The organism is Bifidobacterium boum (assembly GCF_000741535.1).
Taxonomy (GTDB): Bacteria; Actinomycetota; Actinomycetes; order Actinomycetales; family Bifidobacteriaceae; genus Bifidobacterium; species Bifidobacterium boum.
The window spans coordinates 1-25,095 of record NZ_JGYQ01000013.1 but is presented as its reverse complement, the minus strand read 5'-3'; the positions used below and the strand labels follow the sequence as shown (position 1 = coordinate 25,095).

Annotated in this window: 13 protein-coding genes; 9 read left to right on the top strand and 4 right to left on the bottom strand. The window is 59.0% G+C overall.

Annotation, left to right across the window (positions count from 1 at the left end; all coding sequences use genetic code 11):
* The first annotated feature begins 356 nt into the window (after nt 1–356).
* Nucleotides 357–4,055 (top strand): thiol reductant ABC exporter subunit CydD/CydC, encoded by a 3,699-nt coding sequence (locus tag BBOU_RS04095; protein ID WP_026503414.1) that lies wholly within the window; start codon nt 357–359, stop codon nt 4,053–4,055.
* A gap of 215 nt (nt 4,056–4,270) precedes the next feature.
* A complete protein-coding gene (locus tag BBOU_RS04090) occupies nt 4,271–6,145 on the top strand; it encodes a DUF4012 domain-containing protein (RefSeq protein WP_026503415.1) in 1,875 nt (624 codons plus the stop codon).
* Between the two features lie 232 nt (nt 6,146–6,377).
* On the opposite strand, the gene BBOU_RS04085 is transcribed toward BBOU_RS04090, so the two are convergent.
* Nucleotides 6,378–7,157 carry an SDR family oxidoreductase gene (locus tag BBOU_RS04085; RefSeq protein ID WP_026503416.1) on the bottom strand — a complete coding sequence of 260 codons (780 nt, stop codon included), beginning with the start codon at nt 7,155–7,157 and terminating at the stop codon, nt 6,378–6,380.
* A gap of 58 nt (nt 7,158–7,215) precedes the next feature.
* The gene (locus BBOU_RS04080) at nt 7,216–8,541 is read right to left on the bottom strand and encodes an aminotransferase class III-fold pyridoxal phosphate-dependent enzyme (protein WP_026503417.1); all 1,326 of its coding nucleotides are present in this window, start codon (nt 8,539–8,541) and stop codon (nt 7,216–7,218) included.
* Between the two features lie 222 nt (nt 8,542–8,763).
* Here BBOU_RS04080 and BBOU_RS04075 point away from each other — a divergent pair, with 222 nt between their 5' ends.
* From BBOU_RS04075 to BBOU_RS04060, 4 genes are all read left to right on the top strand, one after another.
* Nucleotides 8,764–10,542 (top strand): aminotransferase-like domain-containing protein, encoded by a 1,779-nt coding sequence (locus BBOU_RS04075; RefSeq protein ID WP_051616879.1) that lies wholly within the window; start codon nt 8,764–8,766, stop codon nt 10,540–10,542.
* 444 nt (nt 10,543–10,986) lie between these two features.
* Nucleotides 10,987–12,288, top strand: a complete 1,302-nt coding sequence (locus BBOU_RS04070; RefSeq protein ID WP_081815564.1) for an ABC transporter substrate-binding protein — start codon at nt 10,987–10,989, stop codon at nt 12,286–12,288.
* 410 nt (nt 12,289–12,698) lie between these two features.
* Nucleotides 12,699–13,508 carry an HNH endonuclease family protein gene (locus tag BBOU_RS04065; protein ID WP_033490449.1) on the top strand — a complete coding sequence of 270 codons (810 nt, stop codon included), beginning with the start codon at nt 12,699–12,701 and terminating at the stop codon, nt 13,506–13,508.
* A gap of 78 nt (nt 13,509–13,586) precedes the next feature.
* Nucleotides 13,587–14,927 (top strand): Nramp family divalent metal transporter, encoded by a 1,341-nt coding sequence (locus BBOU_RS04060; protein WP_026503420.1) that lies wholly within the window; start codon nt 13,587–13,589, stop codon nt 14,925–14,927.
* 342 nt (nt 14,928–15,269) lie between these two features.
* Here the strand turns inward: BBOU_RS04060 and BBOU_RS04055 are convergent, their stop codons facing one another.
* Nucleotides 15,270–16,835, bottom strand: a complete 1,566-nt coding sequence (locus tag BBOU_RS04055) for an MDR family MFS transporter (RefSeq protein WP_051616883.1) — start codon at nt 16,833–16,835, stop codon at nt 15,270–15,272.
* A gap of 566 nt (nt 16,836–17,401) precedes the next feature.
* Nucleotides 17,402–18,988: a sugar transferase gene (locus BBOU_RS04050; RefSeq protein ID WP_051616880.1), complete on the bottom strand. Its 1,587-nt coding sequence runs from the start codon at nt 18,986–18,988 to the stop codon at nt 17,402–17,404.
* Between the two features lie 492 nt (nt 18,989–19,480).
* On the opposite strand from BBOU_RS04050, the gene BBOU_RS04045 reads away from it, so the two are divergent.
* The 3 genes from BBOU_RS04045 to BBOU_RS08855 all read left to right on the top strand — a co-directional run.
* Nucleotides 19,481–20,086, top strand: coding sequence for an arsenate reductase/protein-tyrosine-phosphatase family protein (locus tag BBOU_RS04045; protein WP_026503423.1), 606 nt, complete (start codon nt 19,481–19,483; stop codon nt 20,084–20,086).
* A gap of 380 nt (nt 20,087–20,466) precedes the next feature.
* The gene (locus tag BBOU_RS04040) at nt 20,467–21,564 is read left to right on the top strand and encodes an endonuclease/exonuclease/phosphatase family protein (protein WP_026503424.1); all 1,098 of its coding nucleotides are present in this window, start codon (nt 20,467–20,469) and stop codon (nt 21,562–21,564) included.
* Between the two features lie 558 nt (nt 21,565–22,122).
* Nucleotides 22,123–25,095: starch-binding protein (locus tag BBOU_RS08855; RefSeq protein WP_156098067.1), on the top strand; the 2,973-nt coding region annotated here is incomplete at its 3' end.

The window sequence follows — 25,095 nt, the reverse complement described above, 5'->3', positions numbered from 1 at the left end:
GCGGAACAGGCGCGTGCGTGAGTTGCCCTGCTGCGCCAACGGTGCCCGCCGTGTCTGCCATGTCCGCATGTTGTGACTTGCTGTACGTCTATCCGATTATGGAGCATTGGTCGTGGTTTGCGAAAACGTTGGTGGAAGACAAGGCAATCAGCTACAATACCCCCATTGTGATGGTGACCGTATGCGACTGGCATGCAACGTCCGACACGTCAGATGCCCGGATTTCATGGGATTACGTATCGCATCACGCCCCTGATACGCACCGGATCGTGCGATACCGGGCTGCGACGCGACGTTGAAGCCTCATCGGTACGGATCCACAACGCGTTCATACGTATATGCGGAAAGGGGTCGGCATGTTCGATAAGCGGCTGTTTTCGTTGACGCCGGGGGTCAAACGCCTGGTCGCCGCGAAAGTGGCGTGCCTGTGGGTGTCGCTGTTGGCGGATATCGGATTCGCCTATGTTCTGGTGGGTTTGCTCGGCAACATCCTCGGATATATCGAGCCGCTGAACGCGTCGAAATGCACGCAGCTCAACGAGCTCGGCCGCTGCTTGAACCCTGCCCAAACCCAAGGTGATTCCGCGCTCGAGACAGGCAAACAGGCCTTGTCTGCGTATCCGGACAATTACGGCATGTTCATCCTGTTCATCACCGTCATCGTGATTGTCAAATATGTGGCCACCAGATGCGCCGCGTTCTTCGGCACCCGCGCCAGCGAAAGCGTCAAACTTGCGTTGCGTGAGAAACTGTACCGCAAAATGCTCCAGCTCGGCCCCTCCTACGCCCAACACGTGCGTACCGCCGACGTGGTCCAGTCAGCCGGCGAAGGTATCGAACAGATTCAAAGCTTCTTTGAATTGTTCCTGCCGCAACTGTTCTACGCGATTCTCGCACCGATCACCCTGTTCGTTTTTGTCGCCCCGGTCAACTGGCCTGCCGCGCTCGTGCTGCTCGTGTGTGCGCCGCTGATTGTCATCATCGTCGGCCTCGTGGCGATGAGCGCCTCACGCGTGTTCAAACAATACTGGGGCAAATATACTGATATGGGCGCCGCCTTCTTGGACGATCTGCAGGGCTTGGAAACCTTGAAAACCTTTGACGCTGACGGTCGTGCAGCCGAAACGATGGACCGCAAAGCCGAGGAATTCCGCGTCATGACCATGCGCGTGCTGCAAATCCAGTTGCGCTCGCTGTCGGCGATGGATTTTGTGGCGTACGGCGGTACTGCGGCGGGCATCGGCGTGGCGATCTGGCAGTTCATGATCGGGCAGATCTGGCTTCCCGCTGCACTGGTTGTGGTGTTGTTGTCGGCGAGCTTCTTCCTGCCGTTGCGCCAATTGGGATCGTATTTCCACGTGGCGATGAACGGCATGACGTCCACGAAGCGTATTTTCGCGCTGCTTGACGCCCCCGTGCCGCAGCATGGCAATATCCGGTTGCCTTCGGTGGCGGATTCGGTGTCGGTGACATTCGATCAGGTCGGGTTCTCCTACAGAACAGACCCTGATGCCAAGCCTGCGCTGCACGATGTTGATTTCACCGCCCAACCGGGCCAGTTGACGGCGATTGTCGGCGTGTCTGGTTCCGGGAAATCCACGGCCGCCGGCCTGTTGGGCGGATCATTGGTCGGCTACACCGGTTCGATTCGTCTCGGCTACTCGCTGCTGGGCACGTCAACGGACGTGGAGCTGAGTTCCGTTTCGGAACAGTCACTTACCGGAGCAGTGACGGTAGTGGGCGCGCGCAGCCACTTGTTTGCTGGCACGCTGCGTCAGAACCTGATGATGGCCAAGCCGGATGCCACCGACAACGACCTGTGGGGTGTGTTGCATCAGGCACGTATTGATGATTTCGTCTGCGCACAGCCCGGTGGTCTGGATATGCGTATCGAGCAGGATGCGGCGAACCTGTCCGGCGGTCAACGCCAGCGGTTCGCCATTGCACGGGCCTTGCTGCGCGATAGCGCGGTATACGTGTTCGATGAGGCGACCAGCAGCGTGGACGTGGACAGCGAAAACCGTATTCTCGCCACCATCCGTGATTTGGCGGACCGGAAAACCGTGCTCATGATCACGCATCGTGTGGCGAACGCGGTACTGGCCGACCGGGTTGTGGTGTTCGACCGCGGCACGGTGGTGCAAACCGGACAGCATGACGCTCTGGTGGTGACTGACGGCGTGTACGCCAAACTGTTCCGCGCCCAAGCGGTGTACGAGCATGTCTCGCATCGTGATGACGCGCGCATGCTGGTCGGCAACGAGCAGACGCGCCGCCTCGACGGGAAAGACCATGCTGACGGGCGCCGTCGTGGAGCCGCCGCTCAGCTTACCGCCGCACCGCAGCAAACCGATGCCGTCTCGGCGAACATGCCCACGACCGGTGTACCCGACGGTGGCCAGCAGGCCAAGCCGATGGGCACCATGGCGGTCATCGGACGTCTGCTGCGTGAAGTGAGACCATTGAGCCTGTACATGGTGCAAGCATGCTTGTATGGAACAATCGGACACTTGTCAGCCACGTTCCTGCCGGTGTTCGGTGTGTGCGCACTGTTCTCCCATCTGGGTCACCCGGTGTGGGGGCTTTCGGCCCGCGTTTCGGTGATCTGCATGGTGGTATGCGGCGTGTTGCGGGGCATCATGCGATATGCGGAACAATACATGAACCATAATGTCGCGTTCCGTCTGCTCGCGCTGTTCCGTTCGAAAGCGTTCGCCACGCTGCGCAAGCTCGCTCCGGCCAAACTGGCAGGAAAAGGCAAGGGCGATTTGATTTCCTTGGTCACCACGGATGTCGAACTGCTTGAGATTTTCTTCGCGCACACGATTTCCCCGGTCGTAATCGCCGTGGTGACGACGGTGGTGTTCGCGGTCGCCGCGTTCACGCTCGACCCGTGGTTCGCCCTGCTGCTGGTGGCCGCCCACGTAATCGTCGGTGTGCTGTTGCCGCAGCGGTTCGCGGCAAGCGTACGGACCCTCGGTCCGAAGATCCGCAAGTATTCGGCGCAGTTGGACGATGTCATGCTTGATGACATGCGCGGACTTGACGAAATCATCCGCTTCGGTCAAGGCAGGCGTCGCTTGGGCAATATTGTTTCCCGCACACGCCGCCTATGGGCGGAACGCGGGCGCTTGAGCCGCAGAAACGGTCGGTTCACCGCCATCGGCGGCCTGTTGGTCATCGCCGCGTCGGTCGGTGCGGTCGCGTTGGCGTTGTATCTCGCGCAAGCCGCCCCGTATGGCATTCCGAATGTGGTGACGGCTGTCGTGCTCATCACCAGCTCGTTCGGACCGACACTCGCTTTGGGCGCGCTTCCCGCCAATCTCACGCAGACGTTCGCCGCGGCACGCCGCATGTTCGCACTGCTTGATGAGCGTCCCGCTGTTGTCGAAACCGGAAGTGAGCAGCCCGCATACGATGGCATGGCGTTCGAACACGTGGACTTCTCGTATCACGCCGACCAGCCGGTTATCCGAGACTTGTCACTGACGGTCCCCACATCAGGCATTCTCGGCATCCAAGGACCGTCCGGCCGCGGCAAATCCACGGTGCTCAAACTGCTGATGCGCTACTGGGATCCGCAGCACGGACAGGTCAGGTTCTCCGATACGCCGTTGCCGCAAGTCGATGCCGCGTATCGCAGGCGCTCGCAGACGATGATGAGTCAGGAAACCTACTTGTTCGACGGTACGATCGCCGATAATCTTCGTATCGCCGACGAGCATGCGAGTGATGACGAGCTTCGTGAAGCGTTGCGCAAGGCGTCAGCGCTGGAACTGGTCGAATCGTTGCCGGACGGCTTGGACACGCAGGTCGGCGAACTTGGCGGACGCCTGTCCGAAGGTGAGCGGCAGCGTATCGGTTTGGCTCGTGTCTTCCTGCGCAAGGCTGATCTGGTGCTGTTCGACGAGCCGACGAGCCGGTTGGACGCGTTGAATGAGGCGGTGATTCTCACGTCGATCAACCAGCTGGCCCAGGAGCGCGATGTCGCCATGGTGCTGGTTTCGCACCGGCAGTCCACGATGCGTGTGGCCGATATGGTCGTCCGCGTCTGATCCGGTATTCGCGCACGCCGGCCGACGCCGGATGGACGGCATGCATGGCTTCGCTGTTCCGCCACGCAAACGTGGAACAACAGTGGATATCCTATGGTGTTTGCCCGGATGCCGTGTCTTGTGGGGGATAATATCCCCGGTTGGAACATCGCTGACTACAGCTCGATTCTGCCTGGTATCCGCGTAGCACGGCCCGGCAATCGGTGAGGAGAAACATGAGCAGACATTCCGCAGAACACGGTCACACGCCGCGCAGCCACGGCAAACGCCGGCACGTCTGGCCATGGATTGTGCTCGTTGTGTTGGTCGCCGTGGCGGCGGTAGGGGCGGTATCGGCGTTGACGCTGTACCGTCAGGCCATGGAAGTCAAAGCCCACGAGGAACGAGCAATATCATTGATGGCCGGTTTGAAAGGGCTGTCTGGTTCGAGCGCGTCCGGTGTCGGCAAGGACACGGTGGATTCCATCAACACTGTGTTGCCGCAATTGCAGGCGGAAACCGCCGCGGCGCAGCATATCACCGAAGGCACATTGTGGAGTGTCGCCTCGCATATGCCGGTGTACGGCAAGGATATTGCCACGGTTCGCGGCATGACGCGCATCGTGCACCAGCTGACCACGAAACCGTTGCCGCAACTGGCCGATACGCTCGGCACCCTGGCCAACGCGTCCTTGACCACGGATGACGGGTCGTTGAACCTTGAGCCGATCACCCAGGCGGCGGCCTCGATGAAAGCGGCGAATCAGCCTTTGCAACAGCTGGTCCAGCAGTATGACGCGCTCCCCAGACCGAACATTGGTAAGATTGCGACAGCGTACGATGCCGGCAGGAAGCAGTTGACCACCGCGGGAACCACTATCGACGACCTGTCGAATGCGCTGGACATCATCCCAGGATTCCTGGGCTCGGGCGGCGCGAAGACATACGCCGTGATGGCGATGACCACGTCCGAGGCGCGTTCCAGCGGCGGCCTGCTGGGTTCCGTGGGCGTGATGACCACCGATAACGGCAAGATTTCCATCGGGGATTTCCGCTCGAATACCGAGTACATTCCGTATGGTGCCGGCGATCCGACCGCGGATGAACAGCGGATCTTCAACCAGTGGGGGCCGTTGCAGATGTCATTCGACATGCGAGATCTGGCGGTGTATCCGGACGCGCAGCGTTCGGCGGAAGGCATGCGTGTGATCTGGCAGCGTACCCCGTGGGGTGCGAATCAGCATCTTGACGGTGTCATCATGGTCGATCCGGTGTTCCTGCAGAAGATGGTCGCGATCAACGGGCAGGTCACCCTGTCGGATGGCCGTGTGCTCACTGGCGACAATACCGCGGAATTCCTGCTCAACACCGTGTACAAGGAGTATCCGGTCAGCATGCAGGACCAGTATTTCACCGAGGTCGCAACCCAGTCGATCAGCGCGATGTTCTCGAATATCAACCTGACCAAGCTCACACAGGTCGGCCAGGCGATGTCTTCGCTCGCGCAAGGCCGCCACTTCTCCATGTACAGTTTCGATGAGGCGACGGAAAACTCGCTCAAGTCCGCCGGTTTTACCGCGTCCACACCGGATGATGAAGCCAATCCGAAGATTGGCGTGTATATCACCGAACAGAACCCGTCCAAGATGGACTGGTACGTGCATCGCACCACCAAGATCACACGCTCGTCGTGCAATGGTGACGGCTCGCAGACCTACCATGTGGAGTACACGCTGAATAACACGTTGACGAGCTCCGCATTGGCGACTTTGCCGGATTACATTGCCGGCGGTATTCAGGTGCCGAGCCTGGCACGCGGCATGGCGGCTGAGAAGATGCTGATTTACGCGCCTGCGGGCGGTTCGATCGCCAATATCACCACGAGCGGGAACGGTACGGTGTCGGTCGCGCCGAAGCAAACCACGATGAACGGCAAGACCGTCACGACGACACTGGCGTTCTTGAACCCCGGCAAGTCGTTGACTTACTCCTTCGATGTCACAACCTCACCGAAGGCGACTACCGACCTCGGTGTCGACCAGACGCCAATGGGCTGGGAGGATTCCGGTGTGAGTGTGGATACCTCGGCTTGCGCCATCGGAGCGAAGTGATTGGGTGAAGTAACCGGATCGGCTTGAAAGCGGGCCGCGCATCGAGGATTCCTAGAGCATCCACGCCCCCATGACCTTTCCTACCCGCGGCCTTCCGCCGTTCAGTGTCGGCCAATACCCTTCTGCCGACGCTGGCGGGGTTCTGAGTGTCGGCAGAAGCAGGATGACATCCTTCTACCGACACTGACGGCTGTCTCAGTGTCGGCAGAAGCAGAGATGGTGGCGGTACGCCTTACTCGCGATACACCTTGGTGTAGGAGCCTTCAGCACGCGGCCTGACCACAATCGAATCGATATCCACAGTGTCCGGCTGGTCAAGCGCCCAACGGACGCATTCGGCGATATCCTCGGCTTTCAGCGGATCCGGCACCCCGGCGTACACGGCTGCCGCCTTCGCCGCGTCGCCATGGAAGCGGTGCATCGAGAACTCGTCCGTATGCACCATGCCGGGGGAGATATCGACCACGCGGATCGGCTCGCCGATCATTTCAAGCCTCAACACCCGAGCCATCACGCGTTCGGCGAATTTCGACGCGCAATACCCGGCCCCGCCTTCATACGGTTCGATACCGGCGGTGGAGGAGATGACGAGCACGGTGCCACCGGATTCCTTCAACGCGGGCAGCAGCTTCTGCGTCATACGCAGCGTGCCGAGCACGTTGAGCTCATACATGGCCCGCCAGTCGTCGATGCTCGCAGTGGCGACCGGATCCTTGCCGATCGCCCCGCCCGCGCAGTTGACGAGCGCCGTGACCGGTCCGCCGGCGAGAATCGTGTCAACGGCGGCTTGTGTGCTTGTCTCATCCGTGATGTCGGCGGCGATCGGTTCGACCGCATCCCCCAATTCCTGCGCCAGCGCGTCGAGCCGTTCGGCGCGACGGGCGAGCGCTGCCACCTGCCATCCATCGGCGACGAGCGAGCGTACTGTCGCCGCGCCGATACCGCTGGATGCTCCGGTGACGACCGCGCGTTTCACTGTGCCTCCTGTTGCCGGTGTTGTCTGCCGTGTCATGATGTGCCTTTCTGCTGCGGATTGCAGCATCCGTGAAAAAAATTGATCTGATGCGCTTTCAGCATCCGGCGGCAGTCAGCGCCTTGTCAAGCCTGGCGACGCCTTCCGCGGCCTCTTCGGCGCTGATCACGCAGGGCGGGGTCACGTGGATGCGGTTGTTGTGCACGCCGAGCACCAGGTTCAGCTTGTCCGCTTCCGCAACGATCCGCTGCATACTGGCGTCATCGAGCGGCTCCTTGGTGGCGCGGTCGGCGACCAGCTCCACCGCCCAGAACACGCCCTTGCCGCGCACCTCACCGATGGTGGGATGATGCTCGACCAACGCTTCAAGACCGGGTCCGAGCACATCCCGGCCGACATCATGCGCGTTGTCGACGATATGCTCGCGCTCCATCGCCTCCTGCGTTGCCACGATTGCTCCCATCGCCAGCGGATGCCCGGAATACGTCAGGCCTCCGGGGAAGACAACATCATCGAAATACGCGGCGACCGGCTTCGACATGATCACGCCACCGGCCGGTACATACCCGGAATTGCAGCCTTTGGCGAAGGTGATGATATCCGGCGTGTAATCGTAGTCGTCGAGTGCGAACCAGAATCCGGTGCGCCCGAAGCCGGCCATCACCTCGTCGGTGATCATCAGAATGCCGTATTTGCGGGTGATTTCGCGCACGCCCTTGAAATAATCCTTCGGCGGGATGATGATGCCCGCGGTGCCGGGGATCGATTCCAGCAGCACGGCGGCGATGGTGTCCGGCCCCTCGAATTCGATCACATGCTCAAGATGCGTCAAAGCCCGCTCACATTCCTCCTCCTGCGTGGTAGCGAAGAATTCGGAACGATACAAGTACGGCGTGAAGAAGTGGACATGACCACGCGCATAATCGTTGGGCTTGCGCCGCCAGTCGCCGGTCGCGCTGATCGCCGCGCCCGTATTGCCGTGGTAGCAGCGGTAGGAAGAGAGGATCTTGTCTCGCCCGGTGACCAGGCGTGCCGCGCGCATGGCATTCTCGTTCGCGTCGGCGCCCGCGTTCGTGAAGAACACCTTGTCAAAGCCTTCAGGTGCGCGACGGGCGACCAGTGATGCCGCTCGGCCGCGGGCGAGGTTCGCGTAATCAGGGCCGATGGTGGCAAGTAGTTCGGCCTGTTTCTTGATGCCCTCGACAACCGCGGGATGCTGGTAGCCGATATTCACGTTGACCTGCTGGCTGGTGAAGTCCAGCATCTCACGTCCATCCGCATAGTTGAGCCACACGCCATGCCCTGTGACCACCTCAGTCGGGTGAAGATCGCGCTGCGCGTGCCACGAGTGGAACACATGCGCGCGGTCCAACGCATAGGCGTCATCCCAGATCGTCTCATCTGCCGAGCAATCATGTCCCATGATCTGTCCTTTCCTCGAACGGTTCCGGCGGCCTGCCGGTCTTCGTACATTGGTCATTGCATTTGGCATTGTGAGCGATGGACATTACAGGATTTACTTAGACATTTCCTGTTGTGTACCAGACTGAAACACCGGAATAACGGGCATTGGCCATACTGAGAATGTCACAACGACGCATGCACAAAACCGGTCGGCAACGCAACCGGAACACGGGAGGGTGAAATGATTACGGAACACAATCACCATGACGCCCATCATGTCCAAACCGCAGGCAGGCCACCCGCCACCATCGAAGCCGAACGCCTCGCAGGATTCGTACGCACCCAAACCGCCTCAGCCACTCCGCAACGCATCGTCGAATCCCTCACCACTCTCGTATCCACCGAAGTCCTTACGGAAGGAACCCGCCTGCCAACCGTCCGTGCGCTCGCCGAAACACTCCACGTCAGCCCCGCCACCGTCTCCTCCGCCTACCATATGCTCGCCCGGTCCGGAGTCGTCCGCTCACGGGGACGCGCCGGCACGTTCGTCCTGCCGCAAGCCCTATCCGAAGTCACCGCCCCACCAACATCCGCCATATTTACCAACAGCACGGCCAACAGCCCGATCGGCGCCACGTGGATGACCACGCATTCCAGTACAGCCGATTCCGCCGTGCCATCACAGGCGCAGAGAACCGACAATCCTACGGCAGGAGTTCGCGAAACGTCATCACGGTCACGCTCCCGTGCCGATGGAATACCTGCCGCCGCACACATCCCAGTCATTGACCTGTCCCGTGGCACACCAGACAACACGCTCCTACCGACCATCCGCCCATACCTGGCCCGCCTCGGCAACCGGCGGGCCTTCGTCAACTCATACACCGGGCCGACCATCCTGCCCATGCTGGAAGAGGAACTACGCGCCGACTGGCCGTACGACCCGCAAGCGATGACCATGGTTTCCGGCGCGGGAGACGGACTGGCGCTCGCCATCGCCGCATTCGTCCGGCATGGTGATGTCGTGGTCGTCGAATCGCCTACATACCCCTTCATTCTTGACGTGCTGCGCGAGCGCGGGGCGATTGCCGTCGGCGTGCCGGTCGATGAGGAAGGTATGGATCCGCAATGCCTGCTTGACGTGCTGGAACGGTTCGGCACTCCTGGCGGGGCATCGCATGATTCAAAGCGACGTGTCAGCATGATGATTCTTCAGCCACGCGCCCAGAATCCGACCGGCATCAGCTATACGACGCAACGCCTGTCAGCGATTGCGCGAGTGCTGCGTATTTGGGAGCAGGAGGCTGCCGGACGTGACATTCCGCTTGTCGTCGAGGATGACAGCGCCGGCATGGTCGCCGACGTGTTCGCGGTGTCGTTGGGATCGTTGATGCCGGATCGGGTGGTTCACATCCGCAGTTTTTCCAAATCCCATGGGCCAGATCTGCGACTCGCCGCACTGTCAGGGCCACGTGACGCGGTCGATGCCATCGTGGAACGCAGACGACTGGGAGCCGGCTGGGTGAGCCGATTCCTTCAGGAGCTCCTGTGCGAGATGCTTGCCGACCGTCAAGCGTACGCGACTATTACCAGTGCGCGACACACCTATGCGCTCCGGCGCAAGACCATGGCAGTGCTGCTTGAACGATTCGGACTTGAAACCATTCCTGGGAGCGGATTCAACATGTGGCTGCCGGTACGTGATCCGGCGACCGCACTACGAATTCTTGCGCAAGAGCATATCCGCGTGGCTGATGGCGACAGGTTTTTGCCGGAATTCCGCGTATCTGGCAGTGGCGATGGGCGTCATGCCGGGCGCGATGACACGGAACGCATCATCGGCGGTGCCATGCTTGATGACGGTGGTATAGCCGATGGCGCCGGCAAGGGGGAGGCGCTGTCGAAATCGTTGGCAGGGGCTGTTATCGCTCAGAACTGTGCGATGCGAGTGACTGTCTCGCAGCCGGATGCCATCAGCGAACGTGTCGCTCAGAGCCTCGCACGGGCTGCGACCGCGTGAGCGTTCGCTCGCATCATGGTTCCCGGTTCCGCAGCGTGCGAACCATAGCCTGATTCCAACAGTGTGGAACAGATACCGTTGATATCCGGACGCGAGATCAAGACCGTCGATATGAAAATCATTGGAATCGTGCGGTTTTCGACGGTCGGCCCGTCCCGCCGGCGCCATCATCGGGTCGGTTACTGTTCCACACAATCAGCATCACCCCACGAAATCGATGCCACGGAACACACGAAGCGGATTCCGGCCTGTACGCTCTCTGTTACGCATCGTGCGTGTTCGGCAACAGTGATGTTGCTGGAGGGGAACGGTTGGGAAATGTTCAATTCGCACAATTGGGTGCAACACAACACTCCGACGTCACGCAGGAAAACATTATCCAGCGCAGCCGATTCAGCCTCGGGGCAGCGGATTGTTTGGGAAAGCAGAAGAAAGGAAGATATCATGACTGGATTCATTGGATACACTGACACTGGGCACGTGCACCCCCGCCGCTCCACCCGCATGGCGGTGCGTGCGACCGCGTTGGTCGCCGCCGCGGCAATCGGATTGTCCGGCTTGACGGCATGCGGTTCCGGTTCCTCATCGTCCGGCCCGTCTTCCTCCGGTTCGGGAGCGCTGACACTCGGCGGTTTCTTCCCGGAAACCGGCAGTCTGTCCTATCTTGGTCCTGATACGGTCGCCGCATTCAAGCTTGCGATCAAAGACATCAATGCTGCCGGTGGTGTGCTCGGCAAGAATGTGAATACCGCCATCGCTGATTCCTCTGATGCCGATCACGCCGACCAGAACACGTCCGGCGTCCAATCCCTGCTCGCCAAGAAGCCGGGGGCGATTATCGGCTCACCATCCAGCTCAGTGACCAAGAACATCTACAAGCAGGCCGCCGGCTCGAAAGTCCCGGTGATCTCCGTGGGCGCAACCTCGCCAAGCCTATCCGGCATCGATCCGTACTTCTTCCGCACCATCGCCCCGGACGGTGTGCAAGGCGCGGTCATGAGCAATGTCATCGAACAGGATGGAGTCCAGAAACTCGCCATCGCCGTCTTCAACGACGAGTATGGTACCGGCCTGCGCAAGGTGATTGTCAACACGCTCGCCAACAGCAATGTTGACATCGTCTATGGCAAGACCGAAACCTTTGACCCGACGGAAACGAACTTCTCCTCGCTGGTCACCACATTGAAGGCCGCGAAGCCCGACGCGATCCTCGTCATCGCCTTCGACCAGACCAAGCAGATTGTCAAGGAGATGATCAGCCAGGGTGTCAATACCAACAAGCTCTACTTGACCGATGGCAACACTCAGGATTATTCCGGCGATTTCACTGCCGGTGTCCTCAAGGGCGATCCCGCAACCATTCCTGGAGCCGAAGCCAGTGACGCATTCCAGAAGCGTGTCAAATCCATCGACTCCTCGGTGAAAAACTTCACCTACGCTGCCGAAACCTATGACGCAACGGTTCTCGCTGCGCTCGCAGCCCAGAAAGGCAAAGCCGCTGATGGCGAAACCATCAAAAACAACTTGCCTGCGGTTTCCGGCGCTGATGGCGGCACCAAGTGCAAGAGCTACAAGGAATGCCTGGCATTGCTCAAGAGCGGTAAGTCCATCCAGTACCAAGGCCTGACCGGTATCGGACCGTTCAACAAGGATCATGACCCGTCCAGCGCGAATATCGGCGTGTACAAGTTCGATGAGAACAACAAGCCGGTGTTCGACCACTTGCAGTCCGGCAAAGTGTCCTGATCCCCCAGAGGATTCTCCAGAGGGTCAAGTGGCCGACTGAACGGTCCACCCGGCAGGTAACCCGTTTGACTCTGACTATCCGCATCGCCCGTGCTGAACACCACTCAAGCACGGGCGATGCGCCGTTGTATGCCGGCATGCTGCCACCCGTCACACACCGAACGCTTGTATCCGCTCGATTCGAGGCGTGTCGCCTCCCGTCCCCGCCGCACGGTAGTTTCGAATCATCCGTGGCACCACAGGGGGCGTGGCTCACGGGTAAGCATTGACATGATGCGCATGGTATATGCGCCGCATCCCGGCTTGACCGCGGCGCGTGACAGTGCGCACCGACCATGGGGGGAGGGGATATGCACAGGGGTTGGGGAAGGTCGTCGCGTCGTTGCGACACGCGTTTTTCCGCTTCACGTATGCGCTCGCCGGCGGCACGGGCGGGTGTGCTGATCGTCGCCGCAATACTGGTGGGCGTACTGGTCGGCGTGATGCTCCCGCGAGTGAGTACTCCGGTCGCCCGCATCACCGGCGAATATGTGGTGTCTGGTCCTGTCGCTGACGTGCTGCATGCGCTTACCGTGGATGCTCGGCAATCCGGCAAAGGATATCAGCGAGACGAATTCGGGTATCGGCAGACCGACGATGACGGTAACGGTTGCGATATTCGCGACGATATTCTGGCCAGGGATCTCCATGACGTGCGATTCACCGTCGCAGGCGGCTGTACGGTGCGCTCCGGCACGCTTGAAGACCCGTATACCGGACGGACCATCAAGTTCACGCGTGGCGCCACATCAAGCGCCGACGTGCAGATCGACCATGTGGTGGCCTTGGAGAATGCTTGGCGTTCCGGCGCATCCGCGTGGAGCCGGGCGCAACGGTACCGGTTCGGTAACGATCCGATGAATCTGCTTGCTGTTGAAGGCAAAGCCAATGAGGAGAAAGGGTCAGCGTCTGCCGCATACTGGTTGCCGACGAACAGTGACTTCCGTTGCATGTATGTGACGCTGCAGATCACAGTGAAGGCGGCATATCAGCTGAGCGTAACCCCGCAGGAGCGTGAAGCCATGGCCGCGGTGCTTCGCGGTTGTCCCGGCCAGCGTATCCCGGAACGGCAGTCAGCACGGCAACCCACTCCCGCCGTGTACGGCGTGTCGCCATATGGCACAATGGTTCAGCACGGTTTGCGACGGCATGTTACATGGCGTTACAAAACGGACCTATAACACTAGCGGCATGGTGTCCGGACGGCCACCCCGGCTGGGCACGACACACTGACGACGAGACATGAGAGATGGTTTGGCATGAGCGAGTCGGAATATCAGCAAGAACATGCGGATGGTGCCGTTCACAAGACGGGCACGGGTTCCGCATCGCAGGTAAGCGTCAACGCAAGCACGGCTACTGGGGGAGGCGGTGCGCCGGCGCATCATCACGGGCATGCGCTCGCTTCGATTCTCGGCCCGGCGTTCGTCGCCGCGGTCGCCTATGTTGATCCGGGCAATGTCGCGGCGAATATCACGTCGGGCGCCCGATACGGCTATCTGCTGGTTTGGGTGCTGATTGTGGCGAATCTGATGAGCGTACTCATCCAGTATCAAAGCGCGAAGCTTGGTATTGTCACGGGGAAATCCTTGCCGCAAATCTTGGGGGAGCGGATGAGTGATGCCGGCCGATACATGTTCTTCATGCAAGCCGAGGTCATTGCCATCGCCACTGATCTCGCTGAAGTGATCGGCGGGGCGATCGCATTGCGGCTGCTGTTCGGCTTGCCGTTGTTCTTGGGCGGTTGCGTAATCGGGCTGGTGTCTACGATTCTGCTGTGGTTCCAAGGCGGGAAGACACATCGCCTGTTCGAAAAAATCGTGATTGCGCTGCTGTTGGTGATTACGTTCGGATTTATTACCGGGCTGTTCGTGGACCCGCCCAATGGCAAGGAAGTGTTGGGTGGACTGGTTCCCCGGTTCAAGGGCGCCGGCTCAGTGCTTATGGCCTCGTCCATCCTGGGTGCGACGGTTATGCCGCACGCGATTTACTTGCATTCCACCTTGGTGAACGACCATTATGCTCCAGGCGAGGAGAAGCCGGACACCCGGCAGTTGCTGCGTGGATCGAAGATTGATGTGGTGTGGGCGCTCGCATTGGCGGGAACGGTGAATCTGGCGTTGCTGGTATTGGCCGCCAACTCCCTGTACGGCATGAAGGGCACGGACACTATCGAGGGCGCTCAACATGCGATTGAGACGGCGCTTGGCCCAGCAGTGGGAACGATTTTCTCGATTGGGCTGCTCGCCTCGTCATTGTCATCCACGTCGGTCGGCACATACGCCGGCTCGGAGATCATGCGGGGTCTGCTGCATATTCACGCGCCGATGTGGGCGTGCCGAGTGGTGACGCTGGTCCCGGCGCTGGTGGTGCTTTGGTCTTCGTCGAATCCCACATATGCGTTGGTGGTCGGGCAAGTGGTGTTGTCCATCGGTATTCCGTTCGCTATCATCCCGCTGATGCGTTATACGCGTGACCCCGAGCTGATGGGACGGTATCGTGACGGTATGGCCAAGCACGTGTTGTTTATGGCGGTGGCCGGTCTGATTATCGCGTTGAACATCGTGCTCGTCTACCTGACGCTGACCGGGCGCGGATGATTGGTACATGTGCCGTAGTGCTGCCTTGTTCGGTTTGTCGCGTTCCGCATGTCCGGGCGGAGGGAATATGGCCGGTGCGAGGATAGGGCACTGGCTGGTTCTCCCCGCTCGTCCCCGGGCCGCCTCGACGGTATCCTTTCCGCACCGTGCGCATTGGCGTGCGATATCGTAACCGTGGAGGTGGCGCGGCGGCCGGTTGGGCTTCCCGTGGGTGCCCAGATTGGGAGATTGGCGGTATTCCGCCATTCTTGATTCGCTCTCCTGTCTTCCGGCCGGTCTGATTCCTTGGTATCTTTTCCACACGATGGGAACCGGGAAGGTTTCCGCGTGATTCGGAGAATATCACCGCGTGCGAATCCTCCCCAAGGCGACTTGCGCGGCTTCACGCGCCGACCCTGCGCCTTGACCACGCACGCCGAACATCACGAGCAACAGCTGGGCGAGTACGAAGCACGCGCTGATGCGCAGCGTCCATTTCACCCCATCAATATTGGCGAGTGTCGTATTGAGCCCGGCGGAATGGAACACGCGGGTCAAGGTCTCCATGGTAATAACCATCACCGGCGCGCCGATCGCCCCGGCAATCTGCCGCACCGTATTGGTGACCGCCGAACCGGCTGAAACCTCCTGCCGGGCAAGACAATTCAGCGACCACGTAGTGATGGGCATAAGCACAAGCCCCATACCGATCTGCCTCGTGAACTGTGAGATGGACACCCACCAGATCCACGTATCCGTGCCGATCAAACTCATCATGATGGTGCCGATAAGCAGCGTACTCGAACCAACCAGCGCCACGGGCCGCGCACCGAACCGGTCAAGCAGCCTGCCGCCGCAGAACTGTGCGATACACTGGCCAATCGCCCCAGGCAGCATAATCAAGCCGCTCATGGTCGCGCTATATCCGCGATCGTTCTGGATATACAGCGGGATAATCACCATAATCGAACTGAACGCGAAAAAACTCAACGCGGCGCAGATGGTTCCGACCGTGAAACTCCGGTTACGGAGCACACCCAAGTTCAGCAACGCCGGTTTTGGCGCCCATTGGCTACGCCGCAAACCGGACGACGACTCGTGCGACGCCTCCCAAGCCTGATACACCATGCTCATATGAATCTGCCGCACCACAAACCACACGATGCCCGCAACGCCGACAACGATAGGCACCCAAACCAGCGGGTGAGTGAACGGATGCGCCTCAATATTCGTAAACCCGAACATCAGGCCGCCAAACCCGAAAACAGACAAGCTCACCGAGAAGAAATCAGCCTTGGCGTCGCAATCGCTACGCCCGAAATTATGCAGCCCGAAAAACGCGAGCAACACTGATACCAAGCCGATAACCGACAGCGACATGAAGATGGAACGCCAGCCGTTCGCATCAGTCTGCCAACCGCCAATCACCGGTCCAATCGCCGGAGCGACACTCATCGCCATGCCGACAGTACCCATCGCCAGACCGCGACGCGACAGCGGGTAAATCGAAAACACGGTGATTTGCAGCACCGGCCACATGACGCCCGTTCCAATCGCCTCAAGAATCCGTCCGAACAGTACAACAACGAATGACGGGCCAAGCCAAGCGAGCAACGATCCGGCGGTAAACACCAGCATGGATGTGACGACAATCTGCCGCGTAGTGAATCGCCGTGTTAAATACGCGGTCAACGGCACCATCACACCCATCACCAGCTGAAACACTGAGGTCAGCCATTGCCCGGTCGTCACACTCACACCAAAATCCTTGACAATCGTGGGCAGGGCGGAGCTGAGCTGAAGTTGCGTGAAATTGCCGACAAACGTAATGAACGTGAGAATAACAAGCGAGACGAACGCAGTACGACTCAAATGTCCGTCACGATAGGAATCCGCAGAATCCAAGGGCTGTCGGGCGCTCGCGATCAGGGCTTTGGTTCGCGCCGACCCGCGTGCCGGCTTGTTTGCAGGGGTATGTGCCGGCTTGCGGGGTTGTTTGTTGTCGTTCTGTGTGCTCAATACCTCACCTGTTTCATGTGGGTGCCGCGAGCGGGGCAGCGGCGTGCTGTCTGGGTCGCGATGCCGGTTGTGTGTGATTGAATCGCGGCTTATAGCTGGGATACTGTTCCACGATAGTCAGGTCCGGTCACAAACGTGTGAGCATAAGCGGGTTTGCGTATGACGATACGGTTGTGGTGTCGAACACAACCGAGAGCCGGCGAATCTGACGGCAGGCTGACCGATGCCGGACCGATGCCGGTCAGTCGCATGCACTGAACATTCCCCCGGAAATACCTGTGGGGCGGCTACTTGAAAGCAGTTGCCCCACAGGTGCGTTGCGGAATGCCGTGATACGTCCCCTTCCCCGGCGCGTCAAGACATTCCGTAGTGCGCTCTACTGCCAGTAAAACCGCTGTCCGAAGCAGAGCACAAGTGCTGGTGATACTGTTTCTGACCATATGAGCGTGAAGTGGCAGCGGTAATGCCGGACTGTGTCAGTATGATCCGGTTCCACGAAGCACCGCCGATACGGTTTTGAACATAATGGCGATGTCGGCGGTGAGTGACCAGTTTTCGACGTACGACACATCAAGACGTTCAGACTCTTCTTGGCTCAGATCGCTTCGTCCAGAGACCTGCCAAGGACCTGTGATCCCTGGTTTGACCAGCAGTCGGGTGGAATAGAGAGAATTGTACTCATCAACCTCATATTGCTGCTGAGGACGTGGCCCAACCATACTCATATCGCCTTTGAACACATTGAAGAATTGAGGGAATTCATCAAGTGATGTCTTGCGAATAAAGTGTCCGAATTTTGTAATACGTGGATCGTCTTTTGCCTTGAAAAGAATGCCGTGGTCCGCGCCCATTTGCTCAGCGAGTTTCTTATCCTCTTTGTCGGCATTCACGCGCATGGAACGGAACTTGTACAGGGTGAATGGTTTGCCATACAGACCGATTCGTTGTTGGGTGTAGATAGCAGGTCCGCCGTCTTCGTGATGTACACGGAATGCGACATATGCCATAATGGGCGAACTGACAATGATGGCAGCGCTGGAAAGAATGATATCAAAGAAACGCTTGCAAATCCTTGTTTTCAGGCTGTACTGAGGAAGAGAAGCGGTCAGGACAGGCAAAGAAGTCTCACCGCGCATATGAAGCGTGGCACCACCGATATCCGCGACCTTGGTCGTGAGCGCGAGCTCAATTCCCATGGATTCCACAGCAAGAGAAAGTGTGCGCATTGTTTCGGAATCTCGGGTAAGTACATCACTGATGAGCACAGTTTGCGCATTGAGTTTCTTAGCGGCTTGTGGAAGATGCGAATTAAGAGGAAGCACGACAAGATTGTGTTCGGCGGCGGTATTTGCATGGAACGGCACAGATACAAGGTGTTGCGGTGAATCCGGATCGTGTTCTTCGCGCATAGACGCGACTGGGCAAATAGCTATCGGCTTGTAGCCGAGAGAGTTATTACTCTCCAAATCGGCGATGGTATGACGGATTCCTTCAGGAGAGCCAACAATAACGGTTGGATAATTGTATTCGCCGTTTCGACGATTGCGGTGTAGTGACAGCCGCATCAGATAGCGTTCAATTACTAGCAGCACCAGTGCGACGGGTGGTATGGCGAAGGTGAACGCCCGAGGTGTCCCCATTTTGAAAATGTACGTCACTGTGCATAATACGACGAAGTTCAGTAGCTGGGCGTTGATAAGCTTCGTGTACAATTCGTACCCTTCGCCCATGGTGTGGCGCTCATAGCTCTTGCTCAGGTATAGGCAAACCAAATTTGCTACACAAACGATGAGAAGGAAACCGATGATACCATCAGGCTCGCCGTGATGGCGGAGTAATGTTTCGTACCCTGGATGGTTGAAAAGGAAGACGATGCAGCAAGCGAAAAGTACCATGACTGTGTCAAGTGCGATGAGTGCCGCGTTATACACATAACGCCATTTGGGAACAGTGTATCCAAGAGGCTGATGGATGTTTTCGCCGGTTCGATGAAGAATGCCTTGTGCGTCGGGTGCGAAATAGGTTCCGTCGAAAAACGATGTTTCGTTATACTGCGAGTCCATGGGGCTTTCCTGAGTGCTGTGTGACGGGGACGTTGGTCCGGTACCAGTGCGGTACATGCGCTTTGCTGCGTTTGCTGCCTCCTGCCGTGCCGGCTTGGTTTGCACCTGTCTCACTGGTGTCGCCATGTGGTATCCCCCTCTGGTGGTCCGTCTCACTCAAACTAGTCTAGTGCGCAAGCGTGTTTTCCGTCCCCCTTCCCCCCGTCATTGCTGCTTGACGCAGGTATCAACCGCGGGAGGATAGTGAATACGTTCGCATATTGGAAATGTAGCATCTGCTCTGCCCATTGTCTGTTTGCTTGCCGTTTGTGTTCAGATTACGGTGGTATAGGCGCAGTGGCTGGAAGGGGGTATGGTGCATCAGTGTTGTCTTGTCGTGCTGCTGCGGGCGCGGGGTGCGGGTAAGCTATAACCAACTCACAATCCACGCTGTGGAGCGCCGGAGAATCTGGACTGTTGTGCCAGTCGAACTGTATGGGAGGGTCGGTCAGTATGCGGGTGATGTTCGTGTGTACTGGGAATATCTGCCGTTCCCCTATGGGCGAACTGTTGTTGTCGCGGTATCTTGCCGACACGTCGATCGAGGTGTCGAGCGCCGGTACGAAAGGCCTTCCGGGGCATCCGATTGATCCTTCAAGCGCAACACTCATGTCGAGCGTCGGCATTGATTCGAGTGCGTTCCGTTCGCGTCGTCTCACTCGCGACATGGCGAATGCGACGGATCTTATCCTGTGTTTCGAAGCTTCGCAGCGTCGGGAGATCGTGACGCTTGCCCCCGCTGTAGTCCGTCGAACGTTCGTGATTACGGAGTTCGCCGCGTTGTGCGCGTACTGTGCCGATCATGGCATGGTGAAGGGCCGTACTATTCAGGAGCGCTTGTGGTCGGTGGCAGAGGCGGCGCCGATTGTGCGCCCATTGCTCCCGCCATCCCCGGATATCGAAGATCCGCACGGCAAAACCTTTGACGTGTTCTGCACAGTGGCCGATGAAACCAATCGCGCGTTGCGCACCATACTCAACAGTATGCGCAAGCATGCCGGGGCCAAGATCCATCCGCTTGCCCAGCCGGAGTGGAAGCAGTTCACTGCCACCGTGTGATATCGGTCGTTCCGGTAGCGCCGGTTGCGTACGCCGGGGCATGTGCAGCTTTGGTTGTGCCGATTGATGATGGGCATCCGATCATGACTGTTCTTTCGGTGGCGACTGTGTGAGCCAATCCTCACAAACCGACGTCGATTGAGGCCCAAATCGTCGAATCAAGGCTTCCCACGTGTCACCGTGTGAGCCAATCCTCACACAACGGCACCTGCTCGCGTCACAGCGTCGCCGCTTTCACTGCCGGCTGATTCCGCCGCCTTCGGACTCCTAAGCGTTGACGGCAATCTCGATGGGCTACTATGTGGCTGGGGTGCATCAGGTTAGGCCGGCAGTTCAATGCCGCATCCGGACCGTGCGAAACGTAAGACGATAGGCGGGCAATGAGCGATATTCAGCAGCTGTATAACGCGGTGGACAGCGACCAGAATCTGTATTCAGACTGGAACCGCGAGGATTCATTGCGCGCTCGCCCGCTTTTTACTGTGCTGTGGCTGATGATGTTCGCCGTTGCTGTGGCGATGGCGCTGCGTATGATTCCCAACGACGTTGACGGCCGCAAGTATATTCCTGTGGCGGTTGCTTTCATGCCGTGGATGGCTGCTATTGCGGCGATTGTGCTGTTGTGCGCGTTGATTGGCCGGCGTCGCGGTCTTGCCGCGGTTTGCGTGGTGTGTTGCGTGGTTCAGGTGTGCTGGCATTGGGGCTATATCAAGCCGGCGGATACCGTGATAGCTGACTTGCCGGATACCAGCACGCTGACGGTGAACACGGGTGACCGGTATGCGCGGCTGATGACGCTGAACACGAAGAATGGACTAGCGGATGCCGGGCAGATTGTGCGTACTGTGCGTGAGGAGCATGTTGAGGTGCTGGCGTTGCAGGAGGTGCGGGGCGTGCTGTTGCAACGGTTGAATGAGGCCGGGTTGAATGAGCTGCTCCCGTATTCCGAGATCGCTTCGGCGACCAATCATGATAATGGCGGGGTGAATGCGCTGTTTTCTGCGGCTCCGATGCCGTCTCGTACGGCGAATCTTCTGTCGATTGAATCGTCGAATATTCCGTCGGCGTGCGTGCGGTTCAATCTGCGCACGGTGTGCTTTGGCAGTGTGCACCCGTTTTCACCTCGCCCGAGGAACCAGGGATTGTGGAGCAGTAGTTTGGACAGTATTGCCAAGTTGCGGTCGAATGCCAGGCTGTTCGTGCTGTTGGGCGATTTCAATGCGACGTGGGATCACGCGAGTTTCCGGGCGTTGCTTGGCTCGAGGTTTGTGGATGCGGGGGAGCGTAACGGCACGTGGTTTCATATGACGTACCCGTCGAATGCGGCGTTGTTCGGCGGCAGGGTGAAGGTGCCGCCGTTGGTGGAGATTGACCATATTGTTCATGATCGGAGCATTACGGTTGGCAATTTGGAAACGCTTGATATCGTCGGTTCGGATCATCGCGCGTTGCTCGGGACGCTCGATGTGGGGCGTTGACTGTTTGTGTTCCACTGCGTCGGCGGATGCGGAGGGCTTATGGGCTGTTCGGGTTGTCGATAGGCGGTTTTCGTCGAATAGGTCTGTAGGTGACTTGTTTACCGCGAAATGCTGGGTTTCGGCGTGTTGATTTGTGAATATTTTGTGAATGTCGATATCACAAATATTGCAAACGTTTCATTGGCGGTATTTTGCCGTTGATATGCCATCGTTTGCATTTTCCTGCGTGAGATCATACGCATTGTGTGCAAATTTCATCAGCATGTTCTGGACGGTGGGGGGGGGGAAACAAGGGGGAGTGCATCGAGCTTCTACTAAACGCGAAAAACCTGAGATATCAAGGAACTGTCATAGTCTCATATTCCTTGTTTCCGCTTTCCAGTACGCATGCAGGTGATTGTTATCGCAACCATCGGAATGTTCTCAGGAAACAACGAGCCGTATCAATCAGCCTATACTAGAGAATACGTTTGCAGTGATGCAGGCGCCATCACACAACGGGGCGTGATTCGCCAGAGATGGCAAGAACGCCCCCCTAGGAAGAGTCAAGGAGGCTCAATGCGCACTGGTCGATATTCGGCTGATGCCGGCGAAGAGAATTACTCATCGCCTCGGTCGTCCACGATTGCAAGTCACGGCATGTTCAGGAAACTTGCCGCAGGCGTGCTTGCCGTGGCTACGATGTTCGGCGGCATGGCACTCGGCAGCACGACCGCATCCGCGGCCACCAGCAGCCGAGACAGCTACACGGACACGCTGGGCAACGCGGACTTCGAAGCCGCACGTTCCAAGTACGGTCTGACCAAGGACATGAAGAACGGTGCTATCCTCCATGCATGGATGTGGTCGTTCAACACCATCAAGAACAATATGAAGGCGATTGCCGAGGCGGGCTACACGTCGGTGCAGACCGAGCCGATGAGCGCCATCAAGACGAATCTGGCCAACGGTAAGAAGTTCACTGAGAACTGGTATTACGTTTACCAGCCGACGGATACGACCATCGGCAATTTCGTGGTGGGATCCGAGCAGGACTTGAAGGATATGTGCGCCGAAGCCCACAAGTACGGCGTGCGTATCATCGTTGACGTGGTCGCCAACCACTTCACGTCCGATTGGAACGCGATCGGCGGTGACTGGAAGGACGCCAGCCTGTTCCACTCGCGTACCAACTGCCCGGGCAAGAACGGCGAACAGATCAACTACGGCAACCGTTGGCAGGTGACGCACTGCCATCTGCTCGGCCTGTGGGATATCAACACGGAGAACCAGACGGCCGCCAACAAGATGAAGGACTTCCTCGTCGAGGCGGTCAATGACGGCGTGGATGGTTTCCGCTTCGATGCGGCCAAGCATGTCGAGCTTCCTGACGAGTTTTCGCAGCATTCCGTGTATTGGGATACCATTTTGAAGAACGGCGCCCAGTACCAGTATGGCGAGGTGCTTCAGGGCGACAACGGCTTGAGCTATACGGGCTACACCAACATGTTCACCCGGTACTCCTCCGATGGCGGCGGCGCCACCGCCTCCGATTACGGCAAGACCGTGCGTGCGGCCATCAGCGGCAGCAGCCTGAATGCCGGCAACCTGTCGAGCCTGCGTAACGGCGGCGCGAAGGATGATCAGCTGGTTACTTGGGTTGAATCGCATGATAATTATGCGAACGGCGACAAGGAATCCACCTATCTCAACGATTACCAGCTGCGCATGGGCTGGGCTATCGTCGGCTCCCGTGCCGGCGGCGCCCCGCTGTACTTCAACCGTCCGGTCGGCTCCGGCGGCAGTAACCCGCAGTTCGCCGAGCAGTCCCAGCTGGGCGATGCCGGCGACAACATGTGGAAGGACAAGGCCGTTGTGGCGGTCAACCACTTCCGCAACAAGATGAACGGCAACAGCGAGTACCTGCGCAACTGCCAGGGCCAGAACTCCTGCCTCATGGTTGAGCGTTACGCCAAGGACGGCAAGGCCGATGACGATGGTGTGGTGATCGCCAACATGGGCGGCGACGTCAACCTCGCCGGTTCGGGCACCACCCTTGACGATGGCACCTACACTGATCAGGTCAACGGCGGCACCATCACCGTTTCCGGCGGCAAGATCACCGCTGGTACGGCGAAGGGCGGTGCGGTGAGCGCCTTCTACGACATGAAGACCAATGTTGCTTCCGTATCCGCGACCGGCAGCGCGAGCTTCAAGACCGATACTACGACCGTGACGTTGCACGCCGCCAACGTGACCGGCGCCAAGTACACTACGTCCGAAGGCAAGTCCGGCAGCTACAATGACGGCGACGTCATCACCGTCGGTGCGAATACCGCTGTCGGCTCCGCGGTCACCGTCACCGTGAGCGGTACTGACGCTGACGGCAAGACCGTCACCGCCACCTTTACCTTCCAGAAGAAGGATCCCACCGCGGTAACCGTCGTGTACGCGAAGAAGCCGAGCTCGTGGAGCAGCCTGGACGCCTACGTGTATGTGGACGATCCGAACGCGGCAAGCCTCACCCAGAACGCCAAGTGGCCGGGTGTCGCCATGACTGCTGCAGACGCGTGCGGCAAGAACGCCGGATACGACTACATGTACGAGATTCCGGACAACTTCGAAGGCACGGTCCGTGTCATCTTCAACGACGGCAACGCGACCAACACCACGAAGTACCCTGCTGACAGCACGACGGGCGAAGATGCGGCCGGTCTCCAAGTCACCGGCACATCCGCGTGGAACGGCGACACGTCAGCTTCCACGTCCGGTGCGCTGAAGAGCGTCTCGTGCACCACTACGACCGTGAAGTCCGTGACCATCGACCAGTCCGGCTTCTCGCTCGATGTGTCCAACGGCGCGGCCACCAAGAAGCTGACCGTCACCACCGATCCGGCAGGTGCTGCCGTCACGTGGAGCAGTTCCGACGATTCCGTCGCCTCGGTGGCTTCCGACGGCACTGTGACCGCCAAGAAGGCCGGCACGGCGACCATCACCGCCAAGGCCGGCACCGTGACTGACAGCGTCAAGGTGACCGTGACCGGTACCGTCCCGGTAGCCAAGAACCGCATCTACGTGGCCAAGCCTTCAAACTGGAGCAAGATCTACGCCTACGTTTATGTTGACGGATCTTCCAACAATGCGAAGTGGCCGGGTGTGGAGATGACCGCGATCTCCGGTACCGACACGTGCGGCCAGTCCGGCTACTACTACGACGTGCCGGACAGCCTCGCCAGCAACGCGAAGGTCATCTTCAATGATGGCGGCAGCCAGCAGGTTCCGGGCGCGAACCAGGCGGGCATCTCCTACAACGGAGGCACCGTACGATGGTCCGGTTCCGGTACCACCCTTGAATCTGTGACTTGCCAGACGCCTGATGTTCCGGTGTCGTCGGTTGCGGTTTCGGGTTCGGGTGTGTCCGGCGGCAAGCTGTCGCTGGTCAAGGGCAAGTCGGCGCAGTTGACTGCGACGGTCAATCCGTCGAATGCGACCAATAAGACGGTGACGTGGAGTTCGTCGAACGCGGCTGTGGCGGCTGTGACGGGTACCGGG

Bases quoted from the DNA above. Each gene is read 5' to 3' on its own strand.
- BBOU_RS04045 (WP_026503423.1), top strand. From the start codon at position 19,481: ATGCGGGTGATGTTCGTGTGTACTGGGAATATCTGCCGTTCCCCTATG.
- BBOU_RS04080 (WP_026503417.1), bottom strand. From the start codon at position 8,541: ATGGGACATGATTGCTCGGCAGATGAGACGATCTGGGATGACGCCTAT.
- BBOU_RS04050 (WP_051616880.1), bottom strand. From the start codon at position 18,988: ATGGACTCGCAGTATAACGAAACATCGTTTTTCGACGGAACCTATTTC.
- BBOU_RS04075 (WP_051616879.1), top strand. From the start codon at position 8,764: ATGATTACGGAACACAATCACCATGACGCCCATCATGTCCAAACCGCA.
- BBOU_RS04065 (WP_033490449.1), top strand. From the start codon at position 12,699: ATGCGCTCGCCGGCGGCACGGGCGGGTGTGCTGATCGTCGCCGCAATA.
- BBOU_RS04040 (WP_026503424.1), top strand. From the start codon at position 20,467: ATGAGCGATATTCAGCAGCTGTATAACGCGGTGGACAGCGACCAGAAT.
- BBOU_RS04095 (WP_026503414.1), top strand. From the start codon at position 357: ATGTTCGATAAGCGGCTGTTTTCGTTGACGCCGGGGGTCAAACGCCTG.
- BBOU_RS04060 (WP_026503420.1), top strand. From the start codon at position 13,587: ATGAGCGAGTCGGAATATCAGCAAGAACATGCGGATGGTGCCGTTCAC.
- BBOU_RS04085 (WP_026503416.1), bottom strand. From the start codon at position 7,157: ATGACACGGCAGACAACACCGGCAACAGGAGGCACAGTGAAACGCGCG.
- BBOU_RS04090 (WP_026503415.1), top strand. From the start codon at position 4,271: ATGAGCAGACATTCCGCAGAACACGGTCACACGCCGCGCAGCCACGGC.
- BBOU_RS04070 (WP_081815564.1), top strand. From the start codon at position 10,987: ATGACTGGATTCATTGGATACACTGACACTGGGCACGTGCACCCCCGC.